The organism is Mesorhizobium sp. C372A, assembly GCF_030323245.1.
Lineage (GTDB): Bacteria > Pseudomonadota > Alphaproteobacteria > Rhizobiales > Rhizobiaceae > Mesorhizobium.
In genome coordinates this window covers 2,305,662-2,330,174 of record NZ_CP100475.1, presented here as the reverse complement: position 1 = coordinate 2,330,174, position 24,513 = coordinate 2,305,662, and the positions used below count along the sequence as shown (strand labels likewise).

The following is a 24,513-nucleotide window of genomic DNA, read 5'->3' as shown; positions in this document are numbered from 1 at the left end:
CCGTGATTCCCTGGGTCCAGCTCGGCTCGGCCAAAACGCCTGACGGCGGACAGGAACTGCGCCTGAAGCAGCGCGGCAGCGAATTCTCGATCATGCTCGGCACCAATGAGCTGATGAACAGCCGCCTCAGCGGCTCCGAGGAAGCGCTGGCCAAGCTCTCCTGTGAAAAGATCGGCGGCCGCGCCCAACCGAAAATCCTGATCGGCGGCCTCGGCATGGGTTTTACGCTGCGCGCTGCGCTTGCCCAAATGGGCGCCGACGCAGGCATCACCGTTGCCGAGCTTGTCCCCGCCGTCATCGCCTGGGCGCGCGGCCCCATGGAGGCGGTCTTCGCCGGCTGTCTCGACGATCCCCGTGTGACGGTTCGCGAAGCCGACGTCGGGCACATCATAAGATCCGACAAGGCAGCCTGGGACGCCATCCTGCTCGATGTCGACAATGGCCCCGAAGGCATCGTCTACAAGGGCAACGACGCCCTCTATGGCGCTGCCGGGCTCGGCGCGGCGCGTGCAGCGCTCAGGCCCGGGGGCGTGCTGGCTGTTTGGTCGCAAGGCCCCGATGCCGGCTTCACACTTAGGCTCAAGCAGGCGGGCTTTGTCGTGGACGAGGTGAAGACGCGCGCCAATGGCAAGCGCGGCGCGCGCCACGTCATCTGGATCGCCACCAAGCCTTAGGGCTCTCAATCCTGGTGCAGGATGAATTCCAGATAGAGGTTGCGCTGCAGGATCGAATGGTTGTCGTCCGAGATCAGCGACACCATCAGCGCTCTGTCATCGCGGGTCCAGACGTCGAGTCCTTCCATATTGTCGATCTGGTAGCCCATGTCGGCTTCCATCAGCACCGGCCCGTCGGCAACCGCGCCCTTCTCGACGCTTTCGCCATAGATGCGCCTTAGCCGCATCCTGACACCGCCGGCCATCGAGAAACTGCGCTCCAAAAGCAGCAGGTCGCCATCCGGCAGGAAGGCGCCGTCAGTGATGTCGAAATCACCGTTGCGCTTGACCGTGAAGACGCCCTTGTGCGGCCCTTCGATGATGGCGGCATAGATGTTGCCAGCCTTGTCCAAGCTCTTTTCCGAGACCACGACGAGGCCGCCCTCGTGCTGGCCGTTGGGATTGGCGTGGGTGACGGTCTCGAAACCGCGGTTCTGTCGCAGTTCGCGGGCTGGAACCAGAAAGTTCAGTTGCTTGAACGGCGCCGTCATGTTGCTGGGGTCAATCTTGAACTGGGCGACGCGGTGATCGCGCTCGAAGCCGACGGTGGCGATGCCGTCCTTGACTGCAAGGCCCTCGGCATCGACTTCCCATTTCCTGTCGATCGGCCGGCCCTTTTCATCGACCATCTGCTGCATGCGGAAATTCTGGATGCCGGACGGCCGCTTGTTGGCATCATGGGTGATCGAGCCGAAGAACCAGAAGCCCGTATCGGCGACGCCGATGAAATCGCTGCCGGGTTTGACGAACCGAAATGCCGACAGCGCGCCGAAATCGCGCGTCGTCGAGTTCATCTCAAGACCGCCGACGAATTCCAGCAGCCCAAACTGCTTGTCGGCGCTGCCGATATTGAAGGTGGTGATCGGCCGCGCCGAGACTTCGACCGGCTCGACCGCGCTTGGGCCGGCGGCGATGGCCGGCGCAAACGCCATGCCGAACAAGGCAGTGACCGCGAAGAGCATCTGCCGAAACCCGCCGCGCAAAAAAATCATCCAGCGCGCCCGTAGCCGCCGCGGCGTGTATCGCGCACGTTTTCCTCGGCAAACAGCGAGGCCAGCTGCTCGGTCATGGCGCCGGCCAGTTCCTCGGCATCGACGATGGTGACGGCGCGCCTGTAATAGCGGGTAACGTCGTGGCCGATGCCGATGGCCAGCAGCTCGACCGGCGAGCGCGTCTCGATCAGCTCGATGACGGCGCGCAGATGCCGCTCGAGATAGTTGCCAGGATTGACCGACAGCGTCGAATCGTCCACCGGCGCGCCGTCCGAGATCATCATCAGGATCTTGCGCTGTTCGGGCCGGGCGATCAGCCGGTTGTGCGCCCATAACAACGCCTCGCCGTCGATGTTTTCCTTGAGCAGGCCCTCGCGCATCATCAGGCCGAGATTGCGCCGGGCGCGACGCCACGGATGATCGGCGGATTTGTAGATGATGTGGCGCAGATCGTTGAGCCGGCCGGGGTTCGGCGGCTTGCCGTCCTTCAGCCACTTCTCGCGAGCCTGTCCGCCCTTCCACGCCCGCGTGGTGAAGCCGAGGATCTCGACCGAGACGCCGCAGCGCTCCAGCGTGCGCGCCAGAATGTCGGCACAGGTGGCGGCAACCGTGATCGGCCGACCGCGCATCGAGCCCGAATTGTCGAGCACCAGCGTCACCACCGTGTCGCGGAATTTGGTGTCGCGCTCCTGCTTGAACGACAACGGCTGCATCGGGTCGATGACGACACGAACCAGGCGTGCCGGATCGAGATAACCCTCTTCGAGGTCGAAATCCCAGGAACGGTTCTGCTGCGCCATCAGGCGGCGCTGCAGCCGGTTGGCGAGCCGTCCGACGACGCCGGAGAGATTGGCCAGTTGCTTGTCGAGGAAGGCGCGCAGCCGGTCGAGTTCTTCTTCCTCGCACAGCTCTTCCGCACCGACCGTCTCGTCGAAGGCGGTGGTGAAAACCTTGTAGTCGATCTCTTTCGGCAGGTTGGCGAAGGGGTTGTCGTTACGGCGCGCCTCGCCCGGCGTTTCGGCGTCTGCATCGTCATCGTCGGAAAGATCGTCGGCAGTGGCGTCGGAGGCCTCAGTCTCGGACGACTGTTCGTCGTCGGCCGAGGCCTCGGCATCCTCGGACTGCGACTGCTCGGAGCCGGAATCGTCTTCACCGCCCTCCTCGCTCTGCTCCTCGCCTTGCGGCTGGTTGTCGTCATTGTCCTCGGAGTCTTCGGTTTCCTGGTCGTCGCCGAGTTCCTCGGCCATCTCCATGGACGCAAGCATCTCGCGCACGACGCGGGCAAAGGCCTGCTGGTCGCCAAGCTTGGCCGACAGTCCGTCGAGATCGGCCTTGGCTTTTTCCTCGACCCAGGGCCGCCAGAGGTCGACCAGCCGTTCGCCGCTCTTCGGGATCGGCCGTCCGGTCAGCTTTTCGCGCACCATCAGCGCCAGCGCCTCCTCGATCGGCGCGTCGGCCTTGTCCTTGACGTCGACAAGGTTGGCCTTGGCGTATTTGTCCTCCAGCATCGAGCCGATATTGTCGGCGACGCCTTGCATGGCGCGGCTGCCGATCGCCTCGACGCGGGCCTGTTCCACGGCGTCATAGATCGAGCGCGCCAGCTTGCCTTCCGGCGCCAGTTTGGTGTGGATGCGCTGATCGTGGCAAGCGCGCTTCAGCGCCATGGAATCACCCAGGCCACGAGTAATCGCGATGTCTGTCTTGGACGCTTTCTTCGGCAGTTCGGGCAGTCGGGCGCGGCTGCCGGCGAGCGCCGGGCGGTCCTTGGCGAAACCGACTTCGAGCTCCTTGTCGCCGGCGATGGCGCGCATGCAGACGGTGACGGCACGCTTGAAGCTGTCGGCTTCAGACCCCGTCTTCGACTTGTTGCGCGTGTTGTCGCCCGGACCCGCCATCGAGGCTCTGCTCAGCCCAGCACCACGTTGGCGGCGCTCTCGGGCAGGTCCTCGCCGAAGGCGCGCTGGTAGAACTCGGCCACCACCGAACGCTCCAGCTCGTCGCACTTGTTGAGGAAGGTCAGCCGGAACGCCATGCCGATATTGCCGAAGATCTCGGCATTTTCGGCCCAGGTGATGACGGTACGCGGGCTCATCACGGTCGACAGATCGCCATTGATGAAGGCCGAGCGCGTCATGTCGGCGACCCGCACCATCTTGTTGACGATGTCCTTGCCCTTGCCGTCGCGATAGTGCTTGGCCTTGGCCAGCACTATGTTCACCTCATTGTCGTGCGGCAGGTAGTTCAGCGTGGTGACGATCGACCAGCGATCCATCTGCGCCTGGTTGATCTGCTGCGTGCCGTGATAGAGGCCGGTAGTGTCGCCGAGGCCGACCGTGTTGGCGGTCGAAAACAGCCGGAACGCCGGATGCGGGCGGATGACCCGGCTCTGGTCGAGCAGCGTCAGGCGGCCCGACGATTCCAGCACGCGCTGGATGACGAACATCACGTCCGGACGGCCTGCATCGTACTCGTCGAAGCAGAGCGCGACATTGTGCTGGTAGGCCCAGGGCAGGATGCCGTCGCGGAATTCGGTGATCTGCAGGCCATCCTTGACGACGATGGCGTCCTTGCCGACGAGGTCGATACGGCTGACGTGGCTGTCGAGGTTGACGCGCACGCAGGGCCAGTTAAGGCGGGCGGCGACCTGTTCGATATGGGTCGATTTGCCGGTGCCGTGATAGCCAGACACCATGACGCGGCGATTGTAGGCAAAGCCGGCAAGGATCGCCAGCGTCGTCGCCTTGTCGAACAGATAGTCCGGATCGATGTCCGGCACATGTTCCGAGGTCACCGAATAGGCCGGCACCACCATCTTGGACTCGAAGCCGAATTTGTCTTTCACCGACACCGTCGTGTCGGGCAAATTGGCGATGTCGCGATCGACCTTGTTCATCTCTATCCAAGTCTCCACGGGCGAAATGCCTGATTTCGCCGGCAATCGATTTTGTCCGGGGGCGGTCTTAGAGCCTTTTCCACCCTTATGAAAGTTGGAAAACGACACGAACCGTTAGGTTGCTCAGCACAAACCCGCCTGCTTGAGCACGCGATAGGCCTGCAGCACATCGCGGAACCGGTCTTCCGAACCTCTATCGCCGCCATTCGCATCCGGATGGTGGCGCTTCACAAGTTCCTTATAGCGCGCCTTGATGTCCTTGCCAGTCGCCTTTGTATCAAGGCCAAGCGTTTCCAGCGCCTTGGCCTCAAGCGGCTTGGCCTTGCGTTCGCGCGCCTCGCGCGGGTCCTTCGGCCCTTTGAACAGGTCGAAAGGATCGCGCATGCGGTTGTAATAGCCGGCGCGACCGGAACGCTGCTGGGCGAAATCGGGCGAGGAGCGCGTCGAGGCGCCGGCGACGCCCATCTTCCATGTCGGCCGGTGGCCGGTCATCGCTTCCTTCTGGAAGCGGGCTATCTCGGTGTCCGGCACGCCGGAGAAGTAGTTGAAACCCTTGTTGTATTCGCGCACATGATCGAAGCAGAACTGAAAATACTCGCCTTCCTTCATGCGTCCGACCGGCGCCCGGTGGGTACCGGCCTCCTTGCAGCCGTCCCACTGGCAGATCGGCGAGTGCGACTTCAGCTCCGCATCCTTGTCGGGACGGACCCGAATTTTCTCGAAATATTTGGGGTACGGTTTCATCTCACCCATTTATGGGCTGTTCGCACGTGCGAAACAAGAATTGACATTTTCGCGATCATCGCCCTAACCGCTGAATCGCGGCATAAAGCAGGGCGAAATGGCGATTTTTTGAGGCGGCCCGGCGGGATCGATCCCGATTTCCCGATCACGCCTTGCAGATATGGTGAAGGGAGATGGCGATGTCCATACAGGCGACTATGGAAGACAAGCTGAACAAGGCGTTTTCGCCGGAGCGCCTGGCGATCGTCAATGAAAGCCACCTTCATGCCGGTCATCACCACCACGGCTCCGACCATCACGCTGCCTATGACGGCACTGGCGAGACGCATTTTCGCGTCCGCATCGTCTCATCCGTCTTTGCCGGCATGAGCCGCATCGACCGCCACCGCGCCGTCAACGAATTGCTGGCAGCGGAGCTGCAAGCCGGCGTCCATGCGCTGGCAATCGAACCGGCTGCACCCGGCGAAAAGACCCGTTGGTAAGTCTCTCCGCCTCAGATCACCGCTTCGATGAGAAACGGTCCCGGACGCGACAGGGCACTGTCGAGCAGCGCGTCGAACCGCTCGCACGTGTCGGCGCGGGCCGCCTCGACGCCCATGCCTTTGGCCAGCGCAACCCAGTCCAGCGCCGGATGGTCGAGATCGAGCATGCGCCTAGCGTTCTCGCCGATCTCATTGACCCCGACATTCTTCATTTCGCCATGCAGGATGGCGTAGGTCCGGTTGGAAAAGATGATGGTCACGACGTCAAGCTTTTCCCTGGCCTGGGTCCACAGTCCCTGCACCGTGTACATGCCGCTGCCGTCGGCCTCGAGATTGATCACCTTGCGGTCCGGGCAGGCGATCGCTGCTCCTGTCGCCATCGGAATGCCGCCGCCGATCGATCCGCCCGTACCCATCATGTAGTCGTGCGGCGCCGCAAAGGCGGATAGCGCGAAGAACCGTCTCGCCGAGGTGACCGCTTCGTCGCAGACGATGGCATTGGCCGGAAGTTTGCGCGCCACCGACAGCGCGATGGCATCGTCCGTCAGTCTGCCGCTCAGCGTCGGTTCGTCTGGAAAGGCGGTTGCGGCGGCGAATTGCTGCGTCGGCTTGATGCCGACCTCGGCAGCCAGCGCCTCCAGCGCCGCTTTCAGATCCTGGCCATGCGCCGCCAGCGAAAGCACCTTGCAATCGTCCCGAACCAGCCGCCCGGGCTTGCCGGGATAGGCGAAGAAGGCAACCGGCTCCTTGGCGCCGACCAGCACCAGCAAGTCGATATCCCGGAGCATGGCCGTCGCCGCATCGACCGGATAGGGAATGCGGGTCGGGGCGAACCGCCCGCGGCCGCGCTGCATGCGGGCGATCAGAACCTCACTGAAAAGCCTGACATCGCTTCCCGATGACATTCTCCCTGCGATTTCAAGTCCATCGGCGCGCGCCGCCTGCCCACGCACCACCATGCCGACACGGCCCGGCGCGGCGCGGATTGCTTCGGCGATCGTGCGCACAACAGCCATGTCGACGGCGGGCGGCGGCTCCAGCTTCACCTTGCCAGGCGAAATCGCAGCAACTTCGCCCCAGGCGGCATCCGCAGGCAGGATCAAGGTCGTGACGCCAGGCGGCGTGAGTGAGGCGCGGAAAGCCGCCTCTGCGGCCGGCACAATATCGGCCGGCCCCTTGACGCGGCCAACCCAGTTCGACATCGGCGACGCCAGGCCTTCAATGTCGCTGGTCAGCGGGGCATCGAGCGGCAGATGGTAGGAAGCATGGTCGCCGACAATGTTGATCATCGGGCTGCGCGCACGCCTTGCGTTGTGCATGTTGGCCAAACCGTTGGCGAGACCCGGTCCGGTATGCAGCAACGTTGCTGCCGGGCGGTCGGTCATGCGCGCATAGCCGTCGGCGGCGCCGGTCACCACGCCCTCGAACAGGCCGAGCACGCAGCGCATCTGAGGTTTGCGGTCCAGTGCGGCAACGAAATGCATTTCGGATGTGCCAGGATTGGCGAAGCAGACCGTGACGTCATTGGCCAGGAGCACGTCGCACAGCAGATCGGCGCCATTCATGATTTTCTTTCCCAATCGACAACTCAGGAACAATTGCACCTGTAGCCGCCGGGTCGGCAATGTCCCGCCGGGGCTTTTTGGTCTGATCCAGGACGCCTCGCGGGGATCGGGGATCAACCGACGGTCCATTCAGGAAGGCCAGCATCGCGGCGGTCAACGCGTCGCCGTCCTCGCCGAAGTCGTGATTGATCGACATATGCGTGTAGGCGTTGCCGTCGAACAGCGTCACTTCAGTGCCGATGGCGCGCAGGCGTTTGGCAAAGCCTTCGATTGGTCGTCGCGGCCTTCGGCGCGCGAATAGGCGATGAAGGTCGGCGGATGCTTGTGTCCATCGAGATAGCTGGCCGGCGACAACGCCGCCCATCAGCGCCGCAGCACCGGGCAACCCGCCATTCCAGCCACTCCGAATGTTTCCTCCCAAGCCTTCTACCCGGATTGCAGCCACTCTCCTTCATGTGAAGGGAACCAACAATGCTTTCCGACAGTTGAAGGTGATGAGGCGATTGGAATCCAGATCGGCTCCGAGGGCAGAACATCATGCGTGCAACCCAATCCGACGTCTTCGATCTTTTTTCGGAAATTTATGCCAATGCGGCGGACGAAGAGGTCAGCATCCAACAGTATCTTCTTGCCTGTCGGGAAGACAAATCGATGTACGCTTCGGCTCCCGAAAGGATGGTCGACGCAATCGGCGAACCAAAACTGGTTGACACCAGCAAAGACGAGCGGCTCGGCCGCATTTTCTCGAATCGGACCCTCAAGGTCTACCCTCATTTTTCCGACTTCTATGGAATGGAGGATACGATCGAGCGCATAGCCGGGTATTTCCGCTATGCCTCGCAGGGTCTCGAAGAACGCAAGCAGATCCTCTATCTCCTCGGCCCGGTCGGCGGCGGCAAATCCTCTCTGGCCGAGCGCCTGAAGAAACTGATGGAGCAGCGCCCGATCTACACGCTGAAGGTCGGCAACCAGATCAGCCCGGTTTTCGAGTCGCCGCTTGGGCTGTTCCATCCCGATCACATGGGTGATCTGCTAGAGGATAAATACGGCATAGCCCGGCGCCGGCTGAACGGATTGATTTCGCCATGGGCGGCCAAGCGCCTCGACGAATTGTCTGGCGACATCTCCAAATTCAGCGTCGTCAAGCTGATGCCTTCGCGGCTGCGCCAGATCGGCATTGCCAAGACCGAACCTGGCGATGAGAACAATCAGGATGTCTCGGCCCTGGTCGGCAAGGTCGACATCAGGCAATTGGAAAATTTTAGCCAGTCCGACCCCGATGCCTATTCCTATAGCGGTGGCCTGAACCGGACCACGCAAGGTCTGCTTGAATTCGTCGAGATGTTCAAGGCACCCATCAAGGTTCTGCATCCGCTGCTGACCGCGACACAGGAAGGCAGCTACAACGGCACTGAAAATTTCGGCGCCTTTCCCTACCAGGGGATCATCGTCGCCCATTCCAACGAGTCGGAATGGCAACAGTTCAAGAGCAACAAGAACAACGAGGCGTTTCTCGATCGCATCCTGGTGGTCAAGGTACCCTATTGCCTGCGGATCACCGAAGAGAGGCAGATCTATGAGAAATTGCTGCGTGAGAGCGAGTTGGCCGCCAGCCCCTGTGCCCCTGAAGTTTTGGACATCCTCAGCCGCTTTGCAGTTTCGACGCGCTTGGCCGAGCACGACAACTCGCCGCTCTACACCAAGATGCGCGCCTATGACGGCGAAAATCTGAAGGAAGTCGATCCCAGGGCAAAGTCGGTCCAAGAATATCGCGACGCCGCCGGCGTCGATGAAGGCATGACGGGCGTCAGCACGCGCTTTGCCTTTAAGATCCTTTCGCAGACATTCAACTTCGATAATGAGGAGGTGGCCGCCGATCCTGTGCATCTGATGTACATTCTGGAGGAGGCGATCAAGCGGGAGCAGTTCCCGAAGGAAACGGAAGCGGCCTATCTTGAATTCATCAAGTCGGAGCTTGCGGCGCGCTACGCCGAGTTCATCGGCCACGAAATCCAGAAGGCCTATCTGGAGTCCTATAGCGAATACGGCCAGAACCTCTTCGACCGCTACATCGCCTATGCGGATGCCTGGATTGAGGACCAGGACTACAAGGAACCCGACACCGGCCAGATCCTCAACCGGGAGATCCTGGACAACGAACTTTCGCAGGTCGAGAAACCGGCAGGCATCGCCAATCCCAAGGACTTCCGTAACGAGGTGGTGAAGTTCACTCTGCGCGCTCGCGCAAGAAACCACGGCCGCAACCCGTCATGGACCAGCTATGAAAAACTGCGCGAGGTCATCGAGAAGCGGATGTTCGGACAGGTCGAGGACCTCTTGCCGGTGATCAGCTTCGGCTCCAAGCAAGACAGCGTTACGGAAAAGCGCCACAACGAATTCGTGCAGCGCATGATCGAGCGTGGCTACACAGAACGGCAGGTACGCCGGCTGGTGGACTGGTACATGCGGGTGAACAAGGCGGGTTGACAGAGCCGGATGGTTCCATGCCGATCTTCATCGACCGTCGCCTGAACCCCAAGGACAAGAGCCTTGGCAATCGACAGCGCTTCCTCAGGCGTGCTCGCGAGGAGTTGAAGCGGAGCATTCGCGATCAAATCCGCACTGGCAGGATCGCCGACGTGGATACCGAGCACGCCGTGCCCATGCCTGAAAGGAAAACGGCCGAGCCGAGCTTCAACGATGACAGGGCCAGCGGACGGCGCCGACACATCCTTCCGGGCAACAGGCATTTTTCCCCTGGAGACCTGCTCCCGAAGCCGCATGGGGGCGGCGCGGCGTCGTCGCCAGGAAACACGGCGTCGGAAGACGATTTTCGTTTCGTGCTGTCACGCGAGGAGGTGCTCGAACTCTTTTTTGAGGATCTCGAACTGCCCGACCTGGTTAAGCTCAATCTCAAGGAAATCCTTGCCTTCAAGCCGCGCCGGGCCGGCTTCGCGGCAACCGGTTCCCCGACCAACATCAATGCCGGCCGCACCATGCGCAACAGCCTAGGCCGGCGCATTGCGCTGAGGCGCCCCACGCAGCAGGAACTGGAGGCGATCCTCCGGGAAATCGTCACGCTTGAGTCGGCCCCGGCCGGCGCGGCGGTGCGCCAGCGCATCGCGGAATTACGCGACGAGCTTGACCGGCTGGAGCGACGGCGCAGGCGAATTGCCTTTGTCGATCCGGTCGATATCCGATTCAACCGCTTCGACGCCCGGCCGGTGCCGAATGCCAATGCCGTCATGTTCTGCCTTATGGACGTGTCCGGATCGATGGGCCAACGCGAAAAGGACTTGGCCAAACGCTTCTTCGTGCTGCTGCACCTGTTCTTGAAACGGCGCTACGAACGCACGGAGATCGTCTTCATCCGCCATACCCATGAGGCGCACGAAGTGGATGAGGACACGTTCTTCTACAACACGCAGAGCGGCGGTACGATCGTCTCCACCGCGCTCGACGAAATGCACCGCATTATCGGCCAGCGCTATCCTGCCAGCGAGTGGAACATTTACGCCGCGCAGGCCTCTGACGGGGACAATTTCACCACCGATTCCGAGCGATGCATAGAGCTCATGAACGGCAAGCTCATGCGCCTGTGCCAGTATTTCGCCTATGTCGAGATCATCGACGAACGCGAGAGCCACATATTCGGTGCTACCGAAAACGGGACGTCGCTTTGGCGCGCCTACAGTACGATCGAGCTGAAATGGCCCAACTTCCAGATGAGCCGCATCGCTGCTCCCGCGGATATTTACCCGGTCTTCCACCGGCTCTTCGCCAGGCAGCCGGCGGCCATCAAGAGCGCTTGAGAGAGAGAGATGGTCAGGCGAGCCAACGAAACGAATTTGTTGTTTTCCGGTTCTGACTGGAATTTCGAGAAATTATCGCGGGCTTTTGAAGAGATCGAGGCGATCGCGGTCGACGAGTTGTATCTCGATACTTACCCGGTCCAGATGGAGATAATCTCCTCCCAGCAGATGCTCGACGCCTACTCATCTATCGGCATGCCACTGATGTATCGGCATTGGTCGTTCGGCAAACATTTCCTTCACCAGGAGCTTCTTTACCGTAAGGGTGGTCGGGGGCTGGCCTATGAACTGGTCATCAACTCCAATCCCTGCATCGTCTACCTCATGGAGGAAAACACCATGGCGTTGCAGGCCCTTGTGACGGCCCACGCGGCGCTTGGCCACAATCATTTCTTCAAGAACAATCATCTGTTTCAGCAATGGACCGACGCCGGGGCAATCCTGGGTTATCTGGACTTCGCCAAGGGCTACATCGCCCGGTGCGAGGAGCGGCACGGCCTTGCAGCAGTGGAGGCCATTCTCGATTCCGCCCATGCGCTGATGGAACAAGGGGTGTTCCGCTACCACCGGCCGCCAAAGCTCTCGTCGGAGCGACAGCGCGAAGGGCTTCGCGAGCGCCTCGAATACGAAGAGCGCTCCTACAACGATCTGTGGCGCACGCTGCCGCCGTCGCAGAACAAAAACAAGTCCGGCAATGAGGATCAAGGGATGGCGGAGCGCAAGAGATCGCTCAACCTTCCCGAGGAAAACCTCCTTTATTTCCTCGAGAAGAACAGCCTGATCCTGGAACCCTGGCAGCGCGAGATCATCAGGATCGTCCGCGTCATCGCGCAATATTTCTACCCGCAGCGACAGACTCAAGTCATGAATGAAGGCTGCGCCACCTTCGTGCATTATACCCTCATGAACATGCTATTCGATCGTGGCCGGATCGGCGAAGGTGCCATGCTCGAAATCCTGCGCAACCATTCGAACGTGATCTTCCAGCCGGCCTTTGACGATCCCCGGTTTTCAGGCATCAATCCCTATGCCCTCGGCCTCGACATGATGCAGGACATACAGCGCATTTCGACCGAGCCGACGGCGGAGGACCGCGACTGGTTCCCGGACATTGCAGGACATGGCAACTGGCGCGAGGTCCTGCTTGAGGCCTGGGCCAACCACCGCGACGAATCCTTTATCCGCCAGTACCTCAGCCCGAGCTTGATCCGAAAATGGCGGTTCTTCGTGCTTGGCGATGGAGCCGACAAACCGCATTTCGAAGTCGCGTCGATCCACAACGAACGTGGCTATCACAAGATACGCGCCCAGCTAGCCCACAGTTACGACCTTGGAGCGAATCGGCCGGACATCCAGGTGATTGATGTCGACCTGCTCGGCGACCGGCAGTTGCGGCTGCAACACAGGGTAAAGGATGGTGTTGTGCTCGAAGGGGCCAGCCGTGACGCGACGCTGCGCCATGTCCGCAGCCTCTGGGGCTACGAGGTCAGCCTGGTCGCAGTTGACGCTCAAACCGGTGCGACCATCCACGAACGGTCTACGAGCCAGATCGCGGCATAAGCTCGGCAAAGAGCGTCATGTGGCGGGCCTGCTCGGTACCTTTAAGATTCGCCCGCCGGCCTGATCCTGATTCTGGCGATCCGGTTTTTGTCGCGCTTCATCACCACGAAGCGCTTGCCGTGGAAGGTGAAAGCCTGCTTTTCCTCGGGGATCGACTGCGTCTCGTGGATGACCAGGCCGGCAATGGTGGTCGCTTCCTCGTCAGGCAGGTTCCAGTCGAGCGCCCGGTTGAGATCGCGGATCGGCACGGTGCCGTCGACGACCACGGAACCGTCCGCCTCCTGCTTGACGCCCTGAATGTCGACATCGTGCTCGTCGGCGATCTCGCCAACGATCTCCTCGATAATGTCCTCCAGCGTCACCAGCCCTTCGACCTCGCCATATTCGTCGACGACGATAGCGAAATGCGCCTTGGCACGCAGGAAGGCGTTGAGCTGTTCCTGCAGCGTGGTGGTGTCGGGCACGAACCAAGGCTTCGACGCGATCTTCATCACGTCGATCCGGGAAAAGTCGTTGCCGACCTCGTTCAGCGCTCGCAGCAGGTCCTTGGCGTGCAGCACGCCGACAATGTTGTCGAGAGAGCCTTTCCACAACGGCATGCGGGTGTGCGGGCTCTGCAGGATCTCGCGCACCACGGCTTCCGGCCCATTGTCGGCATTGACCGAGCGCATATTGGTGCGGTGGACCATGATGTCGGAGACTTCGAGCTCGGCGAGATCGAACAGCCCGCCGACACGGTCGCGGTCCTCACGCACCATCTGGCCGTCGCGGCGGAAATCGTCGACCGCGCCGCGCAACTCGTCCTGGGTCGAGCGCTGCGGCTCGATGCGCGACAACTCATAGCCGAACATGGCAAGCAGGCGCGTGCGCACGGCCAGGACAAGCAGGATGAGGATGGCAAGGACGGCGACGACGGTCCAGCCGGGCTCGTTGATCATCGCGGCCGGCCTTCCTGGCCCGGGTGGTTTTCGCTGAGGAACGAAAGCACTTCCGACGCCGGTACATCCTTGGCAATAAAAGCCTGGCCAACGCCGCGCGTCAGGATGAAGGTCAGCGCGCCGCGCGACACTTTCTTGTCCTGGGTGATGAAGCCAAGAAGCGCCTCGGCATCGGGCAACTCACCAGGGATGTCGGCCATCCGCCAGGGTAGACCGACGGCGCGAAGATGCGCCTCGACCCGCGCCGCGTCGTCCGGGCTGGCCAGATTGAGCCTTGCGGAAAAGCGGTGCGCCAGCGCCATGCCGATGGCGACGCCTTCGCCATGGACGAGGCGGGCGCCGTCATACTGTGTGGCGCCTTCCAGCGCATGGCCGAATGTGTGGCCAAGATTGAGCAGTGCGCGGTCGCCGGTTTCGAACTCGTCGCGGGCGACGACATCGGCCTTGGCGCGGCACGCCTCGGCAATGGCCTCGGTCCGCTCCGGTCCGCCAGCGAACACCTTTTCCCAGTTCGCTTCCAGCCAGGCGAAAAACGCCGGTCGGTCGATCAACCCGTATTTGGCAAGCTCGGCATAGCCGGCGCGAAATTCGCGGATCGGCAGCGTGTCGAGCACTTCGGTGTCGGCCAGCACCAGTTTCGGCTGGTGGAAGACACCGACCAGATTCTTGCCGCGCGGACTGTTGATGCCGGTTTTCCCGCCGACCGAGGAATCGACCTGCGCCAGCAGCGAGGTTGGAATCTGGACGAAATTCATGCCGCGGCGCACGATGCCGGCGGCAAAGCCGGTGAGGTCGCCGATGACGCCACCGCCGAGCGCAATGACGACATCGCCGCGCTCCAGCTTGGCGGCGAGCACGCCGTCGACCACCTCTTCGAGATGGGCAAAGCTCTTGGTCTTTTCGCCGGCCGGCAAAGTGATGACGGCAGGCTGGATGCCGCCTGTTTCCAGACCGGCCTTCAGCGCGTCGAGATGTGCCGCCGCGACATTGTCGTCGGTGACCACCGCCGCTCTCGTGCCGGGCAGGCGGCGCGAAATCTCGGCGCCGGCGCGCGCCAAAAGGCCGGGGCCGATCAGGATGTCATAGGCACGCTCGCCAAGGCCGACCTCGACAGTGACCGGTTCGCTCACAGCCGCACCTCGCCCGGCGCAGTCGGAGCCGGAATGCCGAAATGCCCGCACAGCGCGTCGACAACCTCGGTCGCAATGACCTCCTTGCGGTCGTCGCGTGTCGGCACCGTGATGTTGGACGTGGCATAGACCGGGTAGCGCTCGCCCATCAGCCGCTCGAGCACGGCGCGCGGATCGGCGCTTTTGAGCAACGGCCGGTTCTGCTTCTTGGACACGCGTTCCATCAACAGGTCGATCTCGGCCTTCAGCCACACCGACACGCCATGCCCGGCGATCGCTTCCCGCGTCTGCGCATTCATGAACGCGCCGCCGCCGGTCGACAGCACCTGCGGCCCACTCTCCAGCACGCGCAGGATGACGCGCTGCTCCAATGCCCGGAATTCGGTCTCGCCATAACGTTCGAACAGTTCCGGCACCGTCATGCGCGACACGGTTTCGATCTCCTGGTCGCTGTCGACGAAGGGCAGCGACAGCATCGTCGCCACCTTGCGGCCGATCGCCGTCTTGCCGGCGCCCATCAGGCCGACAAAGACGATCGAGCGGCTGCCCAGCCTGTCGAGCAGCGCGGCATGGCTATCGCCGGGAGGATTTGCTGGTAACGCGTTCATGAGACCATGCTGTTTCTAAGCCGTCTTTACCGGCGTATCGACATCAAAAGCCCGTTTGCGTCAAGCATAGCGCCTTTCGCACGCAGAGCCCTTCGTCCTTGAATTGACGGAATTAGCGTCCCATAAGGACACGGGCTTGGAATCGCAGAGCAAGAAGACGGGCGAAGATTGATGCCGACACTGTTCCGCTTTGTCGTGACGATGATGATTCTTGCCGGCATTGCCTATGGTACGATGGTGGCGCTGGCGATGTTCGTCGAGCCGAAAAAAGCCGAAATCACCGTGCGCATCCCACCGGAAAAGCTGAACCCCAAGAAAAACTGACCCAAACTGACCCCTGGAACATGAACAGCGCGGCTCGCATCGAAGCCTTTCTCGAGATGATGAGCGCCGAACGCGGTGCCGCTGCAAACACGCTGTCTTCCTACCGCCGTGATCTCGAAGACGCTTCGCAGCAGATTGCCGGCGGGCTTGCCGCTGCCGCCGCAGCCGACATCCGCGCCTATCTCGACGATATCGCGGCGCGCGGCTTTGCGTCGACGTCGCAGGCGCGCAAACTGTCGGCGATCCGCCAGTTCTTCAAGTTTCTCTACGCCGAGGGCTTGCGCGGCGACGACCCGACCGGCACGCTGGACAGTCCGAAAAAGGGCCGGCCGCTGCCCAAGACGATGAGCGAGGCCGATACCGGTCGGCTGCTCGACCGTGCGGCGCTTGAGACAGGCGATGGCGTCAATGGCGACCGGGTGGCGGCACTGCGCCTGCACGCTTTGGTCGAGGTGCTCTATGCCACCGGCCTGCGCGTCTCCGAACTTGTCGGCCTGCCGGTGACCGTCGCGCAGCGCGACGACCGCTTCTTCATGGTGCGCGGCAAGGGCGACAAGGAGCGCATGGTGCCGCTGTCGGCCAAGGCCCGCACGGCGATGCGGGCTTGGCTCACAGCCCGGGCCACGGTGCCGGCTTTCGCCGACAGCCCGTTTCTGTTCCCGGCCGCCGGCGACAGCGGCTTTCTCTCCCGGCAGGTCTTTGCCCGCGATCTCAAAGGCCTTGCCGCGCGGGCCGGCATATCGGCGGCGAAAATTTCGCCGCATGTGCTGCGCCATGCTTTCGCCAGCCATCTCCTGCAGAACGGCGCCGATCTCAGGGCGGTGCAGCAGCTGCTCGGCCACGCCGATATCTCGACCACGCAGATTTACACGCATGTGCTGGAAGAGCGGTTGGTGCGGCTGGTCAACGATCATCATCCGCTTGCCGACTAGGCCTCATATCGCTATGTGAGGGCAACGTGCCCGCGCGGAGCCTACATCTGCGCGATGTTTGCCTTCCGACGCATCGGTCCGCTCAAGAATGTACAATTACCTCGATTTCGAAAAGCCGGTGCAGGACCTTGAACTCAAGATCCTCGAGCTGAAGAAGCTTGCCGAGAATGGCGAGGCGGTCGACGTCGGCGACGAAATCAGCCGGCTCGAGAAGCGCGTGCGCGACGCGCTGCGCGACATCTACAAGGCGCTGACGCCGTGGCAGAAGGTGCAGGTCGCGCGCCACACCGACAGGCCGCATTGCCTCGACTACATCAAGGGTCTGTTCAGCGATTTCACGCCGCTCGCCGGCGACCGCAATTTCGGCGAGGACCAGGCGATCATCGGCGGCTTCGCCCGCTTCCGCGGCGAACCGGTGGCCGTCATCGGCCAGGAAAAGGGCTCCGACACGGCGAGCCGGCTCAAGCACAATTTCGGCTCGGTGCGCCCTGAAGGCTACCGCAAGGCCGTGCGGCTGATGGAACTTGCCGACCGTTTCCAGATCCCACTTCTGACGCTGGTCGACACCGCCGGCGCTTACCCCGGCGTTGGCGCCGAGGAACGCGGCCAGGCTGAAGCCATCGCCCGCTCAACCTCGGCCTGCCTCGGCCTCAAAGTGCCATCGATTTCGGTTGTAATCGGCGAAGGCGGTTCGGGCGGCGCCATTGCGATCGCCACCGCCAACCGCGTCTACATGCTGGAACACGCCATCTATTCGGTGATCTCGCCGGAAGGCGCTGCCTCGATCCTGTGGCGCGACACCACGCGCTCGAAAGATGCGGCGACCAACATGAAGATCACCGCCCAGGACCTTCTGGAAATGAAGATCATCGACGCCATCATTGCCGAGCCGCTCGGCGGCGCCCAGCGCGCGCCCGAAACGGTGATCGCCGCCACCGGCGATCTCATCGCCAAGACGATGAAGGATTTTGCCGGCGCCAACACCGATTTTCGCGAACAGCGCCGCGAAAAATATCTGGCGATGGGCCGCAGCCTCTGATTTTGGCCGGCAGCGCACCGCAATGTGGCGTCAAGGAGCAATTTCGCCACAAAAATGCCGCCGCATTCGGCTCAATAAAAAATCCGTGACACCGGGCGAATTGCCGTGGGGGGCGCCGTCCGACGCTTGCGGTAAGGAATTTTCAAGGTTAACGGGCTTAGGGTCCGTCAGTGTTCAGCATGCAGGCCCGGGCGCTATCCGGCCGTGCCGCGAGAAAAAGACATAGCCGTATCCATGTTTACCAAGCTTGCCCGCACTGGACTCCTGATCGCCGCGCTTGGCGTTGCCGGCTGCAACGATTCCTCGATGAAGAATTTTGCGCCGGAAGCCAGCAAGCCGCTGCCGGACAAGATCCTGGCCGACATGAAAGCCAAGGGCATGATCCGCACCTCGTCGGTGATGGCTCGCATCTTCAAGGAAGAAGGCAAGCTCGAAATCTGGAAGGCCAAGACCACCGGCCGCTACGAGATGGTCGCCAGCTACGACATCTGCAAATGGTCGGGCAAGCTCGGCCCAAAATACACCGAGGGCGACCGCCAGGCGCCGGAAGGTTTCTATACGGTCCGCCCGTCGCAGATGAATCCGCGCTCGAACTATCACCTGTCCTTCAACATCGGCTATCCCAACGCCTATGACCGTGCCAATGGCCGCACCGGCGCCAATCTGATGGTGCACGGCGCCTGCTCGTCGTCGGGCTGTTATTCGATGACCGACCCGCAGATCGAGCAGATCTACGCTTTTGGTCGCGATGCCTTCCAGGGCGGCCAGACCGAGTTCCAGATCCAGGCCTTCCCGTTCCGCATGACCGCCGCCAACATGGCGCGCTACCGCAACGACCCGAACTATGAGTTCTGGAAGATGCTGAAGGTCGGTTACGACAATTTCGAGATCACCAAGGTGCCACCGAAGGTCGATGTCTGCGACAAGCGCTATGTCTTCAACCAGGTGGCGCCTGAGGGCACGACATTCGATCCGACTGGCGCATGCCCCGCGACCACGCAGCCCGATTCGCTGAAGAGCGCACTCAACGCCTATCAAAGCAGCTATGACGCGGCCTTCACCGGCGCGGTCAAGGCCAGCGTGCCAGCGCCCAAGCCAACCATTGCCGGCATCAAGGAAGCCGCCATCGTTTCAGACTGGTCGAAGCGCCGCGCCCGGGGCGAGCGCGTGCCGATCGAACCGCCGTCGCTGAATTCCGACGGCACGCTGACCGAGACGGCGCGCATGGGCCGCATCGATTCGCCCGCCGGCCGCAAGATGGCGGCGCTGGACGCAGAGAAGGAAGCCAAGCGCAAGGCCGAGGAACAGCGGGTTGCTGCCATCGAGGCTGCGAAAGCCGCCAAGGCCCAGGCACTGGCTGAAAAGCAAGCCGCAAAGGCCCAATCGCTGGCCGAAAAGGAAGCAGCCAAGCAGGCCGCCCAGCAGCCGGTCGCCACTGCGAGCGTCGAGGCGGCGCCTGCGGAACCGCCGGCGGACGAAAGCCGGATGTCGAAGATCAAGAACAAGCTGCTAGGCATGTTCGGCGGCTGAGGTTTTCGCCTTGCCGATGCATGCCGCCCAAAAGTGCGCAGCGGTTTTGGGACAAAGACATGCATGAAAACAAACAAACAAATCACACCGCAATCTATGACCTCAAGGGCCTGAACTGCCCCCTGCCCGTTCTCAAGGCGAAAAAACGCCTAGCGGCAATGCAGCCGGGCAGCCGGCTTTGGCTGGAGACCACCGACCCGCTGGCGGTCATCGACATCCCCGCCTTTTGCGCCGACGCTGGTCACCAACTGGTTGAAACGTCAGCCGTCACCGGCGGCCACCGCTTCCTGGTCGAACGCGGCGCAGAGCGAGCCTGAGAATCAGCCCCCGGCTATCGCCAGCGGATTGCTCTCCAGCGCCGCGCGATCCGGCGTGTCGATCGACGGCCGGTTGGTGAAAGCGGAAAACAGCCGGCGCACATAATCTTCCGGCATATCGAGCGTGATCAGCACCAGCCTGGTGCCGCGTTGGCCGTCCGACCAGGCCAGTAGCCGCGCCGGCGGATGCAGGATCTTCTGTACCCCGTGGACAACAAGCGGCCGCGACGGGTCCTCCGCAAGCTCGATGACGCCCTTCATCCGCAAAAGCTTGTCGCCATGCGCAGAACGCAGCAGGTCGAGGAACATCTCGATCGCCGAAAACGGCACCGGGCCGTCATGGACCAGCGAGTAGGAGCGCACGCGGGAATCGTGGTGGTGCTCATGCTCGCCGTGATCATGATGATGATGGTGGTGCTCATGGGCGGCTTCTTCGCCGAGCCAGCGCCGGACATCGGCGGATTTGGTCGCCGGATTGTAGAGGCCGCAGTCGAACAGAGCCGCGACGCCGGTTCGGCCGTCGCCGGCCTCCAGCACCACGGCGCCTGGATTGAGCTGATGGACTCGCGTTCGCAAAGCATCGACGTCGCCGGAATCGCTGGCCAGATCGACCTTGGTCAGCACGATGCGATCGGCGACTGCCACCTGCTTGACCGCCTCGACATGGCCGTCGAGCGTCGCGTTGCCGTTGACCGCGTCGACCAGCGTGATGACGCCATCAAGTCGGAAGGCCTGCACCAGGGCGGGATGCGCCATGATCGACTGCAGCACCGGCGCCGGATCGGCGAGCCCGGTGGTTTCGACGACGACGCGGGCGAGACGGGCGATACGGCCCGTCTGCAGCCGGTCGACGAGGTCAGCCAGCGTGTCGACCAGTTCGCCGCGCACCGTGCAGCATAGACACCCGTCGGACAGCTGGATGATGCCGTCCGAGGCCTGCTCGACCAGAAGGTGGTCGATCGCCACCTCACCGAATTCGTTGATGATGACGGCCGTGTCGACCAGTGCCGGATCTTTGAGCAGCCGGTTGAGCAATGTCGTCTTGCCGGCGCCGAGGAAGCCGGTGACCACCGTGACGGGTATCGGAAAGCCAGCCATCGCCTAGTTCGCGGCTTTGACCAGCTGGTCGCCCTGCACCGCGGTTGCCTGGCCCACCACGGCCGGTTCGGCGCCCTTTGGCGCCGGAATGTCTGGCCGCCAGCTCGGCAGCGGCACATCGGCGTATTCCTGGCCGCCCTGGTCGAGCATCGCCTTCGGCGCCGGCCCGGTGGCGCCGCCGAGGCCCACGGCAACCAGCGTCGGCACGTGGTCGAGCTTTTCCTGATAGGGCGATTTCGGCACGTCGGCGCCCTTCGCGGCCACCGGCGGAGCCGCCTCGGACTGCTCGTGCGGCGCCTTCTTCTTGCAGATCTCATCATGCATGTCGTTGGGTGACATGGTATCGCCATAGGAAGGCATGGCCGCGACCGTGAGCCAGTTCGGGTCGGGCATGGCAAAGCCCTGGTCAAGCAGCCTGGCGGCGGTCTCGGCACGGCTGATCGCCGATTTTTCGCCGAGCACGACCGCGACCAGCGTGCGGCCATTGCGTGTCGCCGAGCCGATCATGTTGAAGCCCGAGGGACAAACGAACCCGGTTTTCATGCCGTCGGCGCCGGGATAGCGCCCGATCAAGAGATTGTAGTTGGAGATCGCCTTCTTGCCGACGGCAAGGCCTTCGATCGAGAACCAGGGGGCGTATTGCGGGAATTCCTTGCGGATCGCCATCACCAGCAGGGCAAGATCGCGCGCCGTCGTATACTGCTCCGGCGAAAACAGTCCGTTCGGATTGACGAAATGCGTTCCGGTCATGCCGAGCCGCGCCGCCTCCGCATTCATGCGAACGGCGAATCCGGCCTGCGAGCCGCCTATGTTTTCGCCGATGGCCATGGCGATATCGTTGGCCGATTTGACCAGCATCATCTTCAACGCATTGTCGAGCCGCATCACCGAGCCCGGCTTGAAGCCCATCTTGCTCGGCGGTTCGCCCGCCGAATGCTTGGTCACCTTGATCGGTGAATCGAGCTGGACCTCGCCGGCGGCAATCGCCCGGAAGGTGACATAGGCGGTCATCAGCTTGCTCAGCGAAGCGGGATACCAGCGCTTGAAGGCGTCCTGGTGCTGCAGAACCTTGCCGCTGTTGAGGTCGAACAGGATCACCGGATTGGCCAAAGCTGGCCCAGCCAGCATGGGTAACGCCAAGCCGCCCGTTAGCAGTAATTTGAGGATATGGCTGTGCCGCATCATGGAATCCGAAATCGCCTCTTGCCGTAGTCGCCCCTGGCTCCGTAAGATTTCGTTACGCGATGGCCAGCATGACCTGATCCGGCCCTCAATTTCCGGATCACATTGTCTGGGGTGCTATTTACCCTATGTGACGCCAAGATGGCAAAGTGCCAAGATGGCAACAAGCATGGCAATCACAATTGCAATCAAGCAGGCCAGATCGTCTGCTCCAATAGCGAGATGGAACCATTATGCCGATTCTCAACCGCGCCGCCGAGATGCAGGATGAAGTTGCCGGCTGGCGACGCCATCTGCACCAGACGCCAGAACTGAATTTCGATGTCTTCAAGACCGCCGCCTTCGTCACCGAGAAGCTGAAGGAATTCGGCTGCGACGACGTGGTGACGGGCCTCGGCAAGACCGGCGTCGTCGGCATCATCCATGGCCGCAAGGGGCAAGGCGCGACCATCGGCTTGCGCGCCGACATGGACGCGCTGCCGATCAACGAGATCACCGGCAAGCCCTATGCCTCGACCATTCCTGGCAAAATGCATGCCTGCGGCCATGACGGCCATACGGCGATGCTTTTGGGCGCCGCCAAATATCTGACCGAAACGCGCAATTTCGCCGGCTCGGTCGCGGTCATCTTCCAGCCGGCCGAAGAGGGCGGCGGCGGCGGCAACGAGATGGTCAAGGACGGCATGATGGAGCGTTTCGATATTTCGCGGGTCTTTGGCATGCACAACATGCCGGGCCTGCCGGTGGGCCAGTTCGCCATCCGGCCGGGTCCGATCATGGCGGCGACCGCCGAGTTCACCATCACCGTGAAGGGCCGCGGCGGCCATGCGGCGATGCCGCACGGCACGATCGACCCGATCGTCATCACCAGCCAGTTGGTCGGCGCCCTTCAGACGGTCGCTTCGCGCAGCACCGATCCGGTCGAGGCGGTGGTGGTTTCGGTGACGAAGTTCCACGCCGGCGACGCCTACAACGTCATTCCCGAGACCGCCGAGATTGCCGGCACGGTGCGCACACTGAAGAAAGAGATCGCCAAGAAATCGGAAGAGCGCATCCGCACCATCTGCGAAGGAATAGCCACCGCCTTCGGCGCGACGATCACTGTCGACTATGACGCCAACTATCCCGTGACCTTCAATCATCCGGAAGAAACGGTCTTTGCCGGCGATGTCGCGGCAAATGTCGCCGGCGACACCCAGGTCCACCGCGCCATCCAGCCGGTGATGGGCGGCGAAGACTTCTCCTACATGCTGGAAGCCCGCCCTGGCGCCTTCATCTTCATCGGCAATGGCGAGACCGCCGGCCTCCACCATCCGGCCTACGACTTCAACGACGAAGTCATCCCGCACGGCATGAGCTACTGGGTAAAACTGGCCGAAACGGCGCTCGCAGCCTGACATATACCGCCGAAAGGCCGGCCGAATTGCCTTCGGCGAGCCTCTTGGCGAAACGATCGGAAGCGGCTATGTGTCGGGCCGCGTGGTCCCGTAGCTCAGTAGGATAGAGCGGCAGATTCCTAATCTGTAGGTCACAGGTTCGATTCCTGTCGGGATCACCAGCAAGATCAAAGGCTTGGTGACTGAGATAGCCTGTCGGCATGTTGCAGCACTGATGGACTGGTCTTCGGTGATTTTCACGGACGCGACCAAGCAAGCAGCCCGACTTTAGTTCCATAGAAAAAGTCCATCCCTGAGGTCTCAGGAGCGAGCTTTAAGCATCTACAGCGGCGAAGAGAATCGACCAATTCCAGATCGAGCGATGGTTCCCAGTCGATCCGTTACGGTCTGAGTTCGGCGCCGCCAACTCAACGAAGCCGGTCGTACGCCTAGCTAGCAACCAGGGGCACCGTGACGGTCGTGGCGTAATTTATCGGATACTGGTCGAAATACGGGAAAGCGATGACGAAGGCATAGCTGGCGGTCAGATGCGCCATCTTGAAACCGCCGCTGGCAGGGTCGGTCGCGATCGTCACAATGACGTTCTTCAGACCCAGGTTCACCAATTTCTGCGTGGCGATGGCCTGGATGTCGCTCTGCGAAAGCGTGTTGTTCAGCTGCAGCGCCCGGGAAGAGGTTTCCAGTGTATAGCGGACGGTCGACACGGCATTCATGGCCCAGCCGAAGGCGAAGATTCCGAACAAAAGCATCACCAGGAAAGGCGCGATCAAGGCGAATTCCAGCCCGGCTGCGCCGGAGCAGTCACGGCGCCACCTGGATCCGATCCTTTCAGCGGACACGGATCACCTGCTGATGACTGATCGCGCGCGGGTCCGGGAAGACACCGAAGTTAAACGGGGGCACCCAGGTGCCCGTCGCCGTTATCTGGACGAAGACGGTCGGCAGCTTCGTTCCGCCGCAAATGGTGGTCGCATCCACGACCGTGGCGCCGCACAAATAGGAGCGGACCAGTACGACCGCGGCGTCCTCGGGCTTGTCGTTCCAGCTCGAAAGCGCGACCGCCTGCGTTCCGGTGTCATTGGACGCGCCGGCCATTACGAGATTGGCCGCGGTTTTGACGCCCGCGCGCATCTGCAGGTAACTCGTTACGTAGGACCAGCCGTCGGCGATGCCGAGGCAGACGAGGCACAGGATGGGCAGCAACATGGAAAACTCGACGGCAGCTATCCCGGATTTGTCCAGGACAATGCGCAAAGT

The 24,513-nt window shown here is 62.2% G+C and carries 24 protein-coding genes and 1 tRNA gene; 12 read left to right on the top strand and 13 right to left on the bottom strand.

The features are described 5' to 3' along the window. The first annotated feature begins 2 nt into the window (after positions 1–2). Positions 3–674 carry a polyamine aminopropyltransferase gene (locus NLY42_RS11040; RefSeq protein ID WP_023694049.1) on the top strand — a complete coding sequence of 224 codons (672 nt, stop codon included), beginning with the start codon at positions 3–5 and terminating at the stop codon, positions 672–674. 5 nt (positions 675–679) lie between these two features. Here the strand turns inward: NLY42_RS11040 and NLY42_RS11035 are convergent, their stop codons facing one another. The 4 genes from NLY42_RS11035 to NLY42_RS11020 form a co-directional block, all read right to left on the bottom strand. After that, positions 680–1,705: an esterase-like activity of phytase family protein gene (locus NLY42_RS11035; RefSeq protein ID WP_023754175.1), complete on the bottom strand. Its 1,026-nt coding sequence runs from the start codon at positions 1,703–1,705 to the stop codon at positions 680–682. Then, positions 1,702–3,600, bottom strand: coding sequence for a cobaltochelatase subunit CobT (gene cobT, locus NLY42_RS11030; RefSeq protein ID WP_023754174.1), 1,899 nt, complete (start codon positions 3,598–3,600; stop codon positions 1,702–1,704). The genes NLY42_RS11035 and cobT overlap by 4 nt, the downstream gene beginning before the upstream one ends. 11 nt (positions 3,601–3,611) lie before the next feature. Then, complete coding sequence (cobS, locus tag NLY42_RS11025; RefSeq protein WP_023670677.1) at positions 3,612–4,598, bottom strand: cobaltochelatase subunit CobS; 987 nt, start codon at positions 4,596–4,598, stop codon at positions 3,612–3,614. Positions 4,599–4,721: 123 nt separating this feature from the next. Beyond that, positions 4,722–5,351 (bottom strand): J domain-containing protein, encoded by a 630-nt coding sequence (locus tag NLY42_RS11020; protein WP_032887126.1) that lies wholly within the window; start codon positions 5,349–5,351, stop codon positions 4,722–4,724. Positions 5,352–5,521: 170 nt separating this feature from the next. Between NLY42_RS11020 and NLY42_RS11015 the strand changes: the two genes are divergently transcribed. Further along, positions 5,522–5,824: a BolA family protein gene (locus NLY42_RS11015; RefSeq protein WP_023711704.1), complete on the top strand. Its 303-nt coding sequence runs from the start codon at positions 5,522–5,524 to the stop codon at positions 5,822–5,824. Between the two features lie 11 nt (positions 5,825–5,835). Here NLY42_RS11015 and NLY42_RS11010 read toward each other — a convergent pair whose 3' ends face one another. Together NLY42_RS11010 and NLY42_RS11005 are read right to left on the bottom strand one after the other, a co-directional pair. Further along, positions 5,836–7,389, bottom strand: coding sequence for an acetolactate synthase large subunit (locus tag NLY42_RS11010; protein ID WP_023701378.1), 1,554 nt, complete (start codon positions 7,387–7,389; stop codon positions 5,836–5,838). After that, positions 7,346–7,774 (bottom strand): hypothetical protein, encoded by a 429-nt coding sequence (locus NLY42_RS11005; protein WP_245263508.1) that lies wholly within the window; start codon positions 7,772–7,774, stop codon positions 7,346–7,348. The genes NLY42_RS11010 and NLY42_RS11005 overlap by 44 nt, the downstream gene beginning before the upstream one ends. Positions 7,775–7,926: 152 nt before the next feature. Between NLY42_RS11005 and NLY42_RS11000 the strand changes: the two genes are divergently transcribed. From NLY42_RS11000 to NLY42_RS10990, 3 genes are read left to right on the top strand one after another with little or no spacing between them, the layout of a single operon-like run. Continuing rightward, positions 7,927–9,876 carry a PrkA family serine protein kinase gene (locus NLY42_RS11000; protein WP_023754173.1) on the top strand — a complete coding sequence of 650 codons (1,950 nt, stop codon included), beginning with the start codon at positions 7,927–7,929 and terminating at the stop codon, positions 9,874–9,876. Between the two features lie 17 nt (positions 9,877–9,893). Further along, positions 9,894–11,201, top strand: coding sequence for a YeaH/YhbH family protein (locus NLY42_RS10995; RefSeq protein ID WP_023686733.1), 1,308 nt, complete (start codon positions 9,894–9,896; stop codon positions 11,199–11,201). A 9-nt stretch (positions 11,202–11,210) separates the two neighbouring features. Next, the gene (locus NLY42_RS10990; protein WP_023714987.1) at positions 11,211–12,761 is read left to right on the top strand and encodes a SpoVR family protein; all 1,551 of its coding nucleotides are present in this window, start codon (positions 11,211–11,213) and stop codon (positions 12,759–12,761) included. Between the two features lie 41 nt (positions 12,762–12,802). Here the strand turns inward: NLY42_RS10990 and NLY42_RS10985 are convergent, their stop codons facing one another. From NLY42_RS10985 to NLY42_RS10975, 3 genes are read right to left on the bottom strand one after another with little or no spacing between them, the layout of a single operon-like run. After that, on the bottom strand, positions 12,803–13,699 hold the full coding sequence (locus NLY42_RS10985; RefSeq protein ID WP_023670669.1) for an HlyC/CorC family transporter: 897 nt from the start codon (positions 13,697–13,699) through the stop codon (positions 12,803–12,805). Beyond that, a complete protein-coding gene (aroB, locus tag NLY42_RS10980; protein WP_023706317.1) occupies positions 13,696–14,829 on the bottom strand; it encodes a 3-dehydroquinate synthase in 1,134 nt (377 codons plus the stop codon). The genes NLY42_RS10985 and aroB overlap by 4 nt, the downstream gene beginning before the upstream one ends. Then, positions 14,826–15,437, bottom strand: a complete 612-nt coding sequence (locus NLY42_RS10975) for a shikimate kinase (protein WP_023670667.1) — start codon at positions 15,435–15,437, stop codon at positions 14,826–14,828. Before NLY42_RS10975 ends, aroB begins: the two co-directional genes overlap by 4 nt. 171 nt (positions 15,438–15,608) lie before the next feature. Between NLY42_RS10975 and NLY42_RS10970 the strand changes: the two genes are divergently transcribed. The 5 genes from NLY42_RS10970 (at position 15,609) to NLY42_RS10950 (ending at position 19,579) form a co-directional block, all read left to right on the top strand. Beyond that, positions 15,609–15,761, top strand: a complete 153-nt coding sequence (locus tag NLY42_RS10970) for a hypothetical protein (RefSeq protein ID WP_023670666.1) — start codon at positions 15,609–15,611, stop codon at positions 15,759–15,761. 20 nt (positions 15,762–15,781) lie between these two features. Next, positions 15,782–16,693 (top strand): site-specific tyrosine recombinase XerD, encoded by a 912-nt coding sequence (locus NLY42_RS10965; protein WP_286489141.1) that lies wholly within the window; start codon positions 15,782–15,784, stop codon positions 16,691–16,693. Between the two features lie 88 nt (positions 16,694–16,781). Next, positions 16,782–17,732: an acetyl-CoA carboxylase carboxyltransferase subunit alpha gene (locus NLY42_RS10960; RefSeq protein ID WP_023685389.1), complete on the top strand. Its 951-nt coding sequence runs from the start codon at positions 16,782–16,784 to the stop codon at positions 17,730–17,732. 234 nt (positions 17,733–17,966) lie between these two features. Then, positions 17,967–19,262, top strand: a complete 1,296-nt coding sequence (locus tag NLY42_RS10955) for a L,D-transpeptidase family protein (protein WP_023685371.1) — start codon at positions 17,967–17,969, stop codon at positions 19,260–19,262. Between the two features lie 59 nt (positions 19,263–19,321). Continuing rightward, on the top strand, positions 19,322–19,579 hold the full coding sequence (locus NLY42_RS10950) for a sulfurtransferase TusA family protein (RefSeq protein WP_031193210.1): 258 nt from the start codon (positions 19,322–19,324) through the stop codon (positions 19,577–19,579). 3 nt (positions 19,580–19,582) lie between these two features. Here NLY42_RS10950 and NLY42_RS10945 read toward each other — a convergent pair whose 3' ends face one another. Both NLY42_RS10945 and NLY42_RS10940 read right to left on the bottom strand, forming a co-directional pair. Continuing rightward, positions 19,583–20,677: a CobW family GTP-binding protein gene (locus NLY42_RS10945; RefSeq protein ID WP_023726959.1), complete on the bottom strand. Its 1,095-nt coding sequence runs from the start codon at positions 20,675–20,677 to the stop codon at positions 19,583–19,585. Positions 20,678–20,680: 3 nt separating this feature from the next. Next, on the bottom strand, positions 20,681–21,859 hold the full coding sequence (locus NLY42_RS10940) for a D-alanyl-D-alanine carboxypeptidase family protein (protein WP_023685373.1): 1,179 nt from the start codon (positions 21,857–21,859) through the stop codon (positions 20,681–20,683). Positions 21,860–22,092: 233 nt separating this feature from the next. Here NLY42_RS10940 and NLY42_RS10935 point away from each other — a divergent pair, with 233 nt between their 5' ends. Then, complete coding sequence (locus tag NLY42_RS10935; protein WP_023685374.1) at positions 22,093–23,256, top strand: M20 aminoacylase family protein; 1,164 nt, start codon at positions 22,093–22,095, stop codon at positions 23,254–23,256. 84 nt (positions 23,257–23,340) lie between these two features. Next, positions 23,341–23,417 (top strand) — tRNA-Arg (locus NLY42_RS10930). A 267-nt stretch (positions 23,418–23,684) separates the two neighbouring features. Here NLY42_RS10930 and NLY42_RS10925 read toward each other — a convergent pair. Both NLY42_RS10925 and NLY42_RS10920 read right to left on the bottom strand, forming a co-directional pair. Further along, positions 23,685–24,026, bottom strand: coding sequence for a TadE/TadG family type IV pilus assembly protein (locus NLY42_RS10925; protein WP_023685375.1), 342 nt, complete (start codon positions 24,024–24,026; stop codon positions 23,685–23,687). Positions 24,027–24,084: 58 nt separating this feature from the next. Further along, a complete protein-coding gene (locus tag NLY42_RS10920) occupies positions 24,085–24,462 on the bottom strand; it encodes a pilus assembly protein (RefSeq protein WP_245262859.1) in 378 nt (125 codons plus the stop codon). Positions 24,463–24,513 lie beyond the last annotated feature (51 nt).

Coding starts and splice junctions, on each gene's coding strand:
- cobT (WP_023754174.1), bottom strand. CDS start 3,600: ATGGCGGGTCCGGGCGACAACACGCGCAACAAGTCGAAGACGGGGTCT.
- NLY42_RS10975 (WP_023670667.1), bottom strand. CDS start 15,437: ATGAACGCGTTACCAGCAAATCCTCCCGGCGATAGCCATGCCGCGCTG.
- NLY42_RS10995 (WP_023686733.1), top strand. CDS start 9,894: ATGCCGATCTTCATCGACCGTCGCCTGAACCCCAAGGACAAGAGCCTT.
- NLY42_RS10965 (WP_286489141.1), top strand. CDS start 15,782: ATGAACAGCGCGGCTCGCATCGAAGCCTTTCTCGAGATGATGAGCGCC.
- NLY42_RS10955 (WP_023685371.1), top strand. CDS start 17,967: ATGTTTACCAAGCTTGCCCGCACTGGACTCCTGATCGCCGCGCTTGGC.
- NLY42_RS10990 (WP_023714987.1), top strand. CDS start 11,211: ATGGTCAGGCGAGCCAACGAAACGAATTTGTTGTTTTCCGGTTCTGAC.
- NLY42_RS10985 (WP_023670669.1), bottom strand. CDS start 13,699: ATGATCAACGAGCCCGGCTGGACCGTCGTCGCCGTCCTTGCCATCCTC.
- NLY42_RS10950 (WP_031193210.1), top strand. CDS start 19,322: ATGCATGAAAACAAACAAACAAATCACACCGCAATCTATGACCTCAAG.
- cobS (WP_023670677.1), bottom strand. CDS start 4,598: ATGAACAAGGTCGATCGCGACATCGCCAATTTGCCCGACACGACGGTG.
- NLY42_RS10940 (WP_023685373.1), bottom strand. CDS start 21,859: ATGCGGCACAGCCATATCCTCAAATTACTGCTAACGGGCGGCTTGGCG.
- NLY42_RS10945 (WP_023726959.1), bottom strand. CDS start 20,677: ATGGCTGGCTTTCCGATACCCGTCACGGTGGTCACCGGCTTCCTCGGC.
- NLY42_RS11035 (WP_023754175.1), bottom strand. CDS start 1,705: ATGATTTTTTTGCGCGGCGGGTTTCGGCAGATGCTCTTCGCGGTCACT.
- NLY42_RS10970 (WP_023670666.1), top strand. CDS start 15,609: ATGCCGACACTGTTCCGCTTTGTCGTGACGATGATGATTCTTGCCGGC.
- NLY42_RS11010 (WP_023701378.1), bottom strand. CDS start 7,389: ATGAATGGCGCCGATCTGCTGTGCGACGTGCTCCTGGCCAATGACGTC.
- NLY42_RS11000 (WP_023754173.1), top strand. CDS start 7,927: ATGCGTGCAACCCAATCCGACGTCTTCGATCTTTTTTCGGAAATTTAT.
- NLY42_RS10920 (WP_245262859.1), bottom strand. CDS start 24,462: ATGTTGCTGCCCATCCTGTGCCTCGTCTGCCTCGGCATCGCCGACGGC.
- NLY42_RS10935 (WP_023685374.1), top strand. CDS start 22,093: ATGCCGATTCTCAACCGCGCCGCCGAGATGCAGGATGAAGTTGCCGGC.
- NLY42_RS11015 (WP_023711704.1), top strand. CDS start 5,522: ATGTCCATACAGGCGACTATGGAAGACAAGCTGAACAAGGCGTTTTCG.
- NLY42_RS10960 (WP_023685389.1), top strand. CDS start 16,782: ATGTACAATTACCTCGATTTCGAAAAGCCGGTGCAGGACCTTGAACTC.
- NLY42_RS11020 (WP_032887126.1), bottom strand. CDS start 5,351: ATGGGTGAGATGAAACCGTACCCCAAATATTTCGAGAAAATTCGGGTC.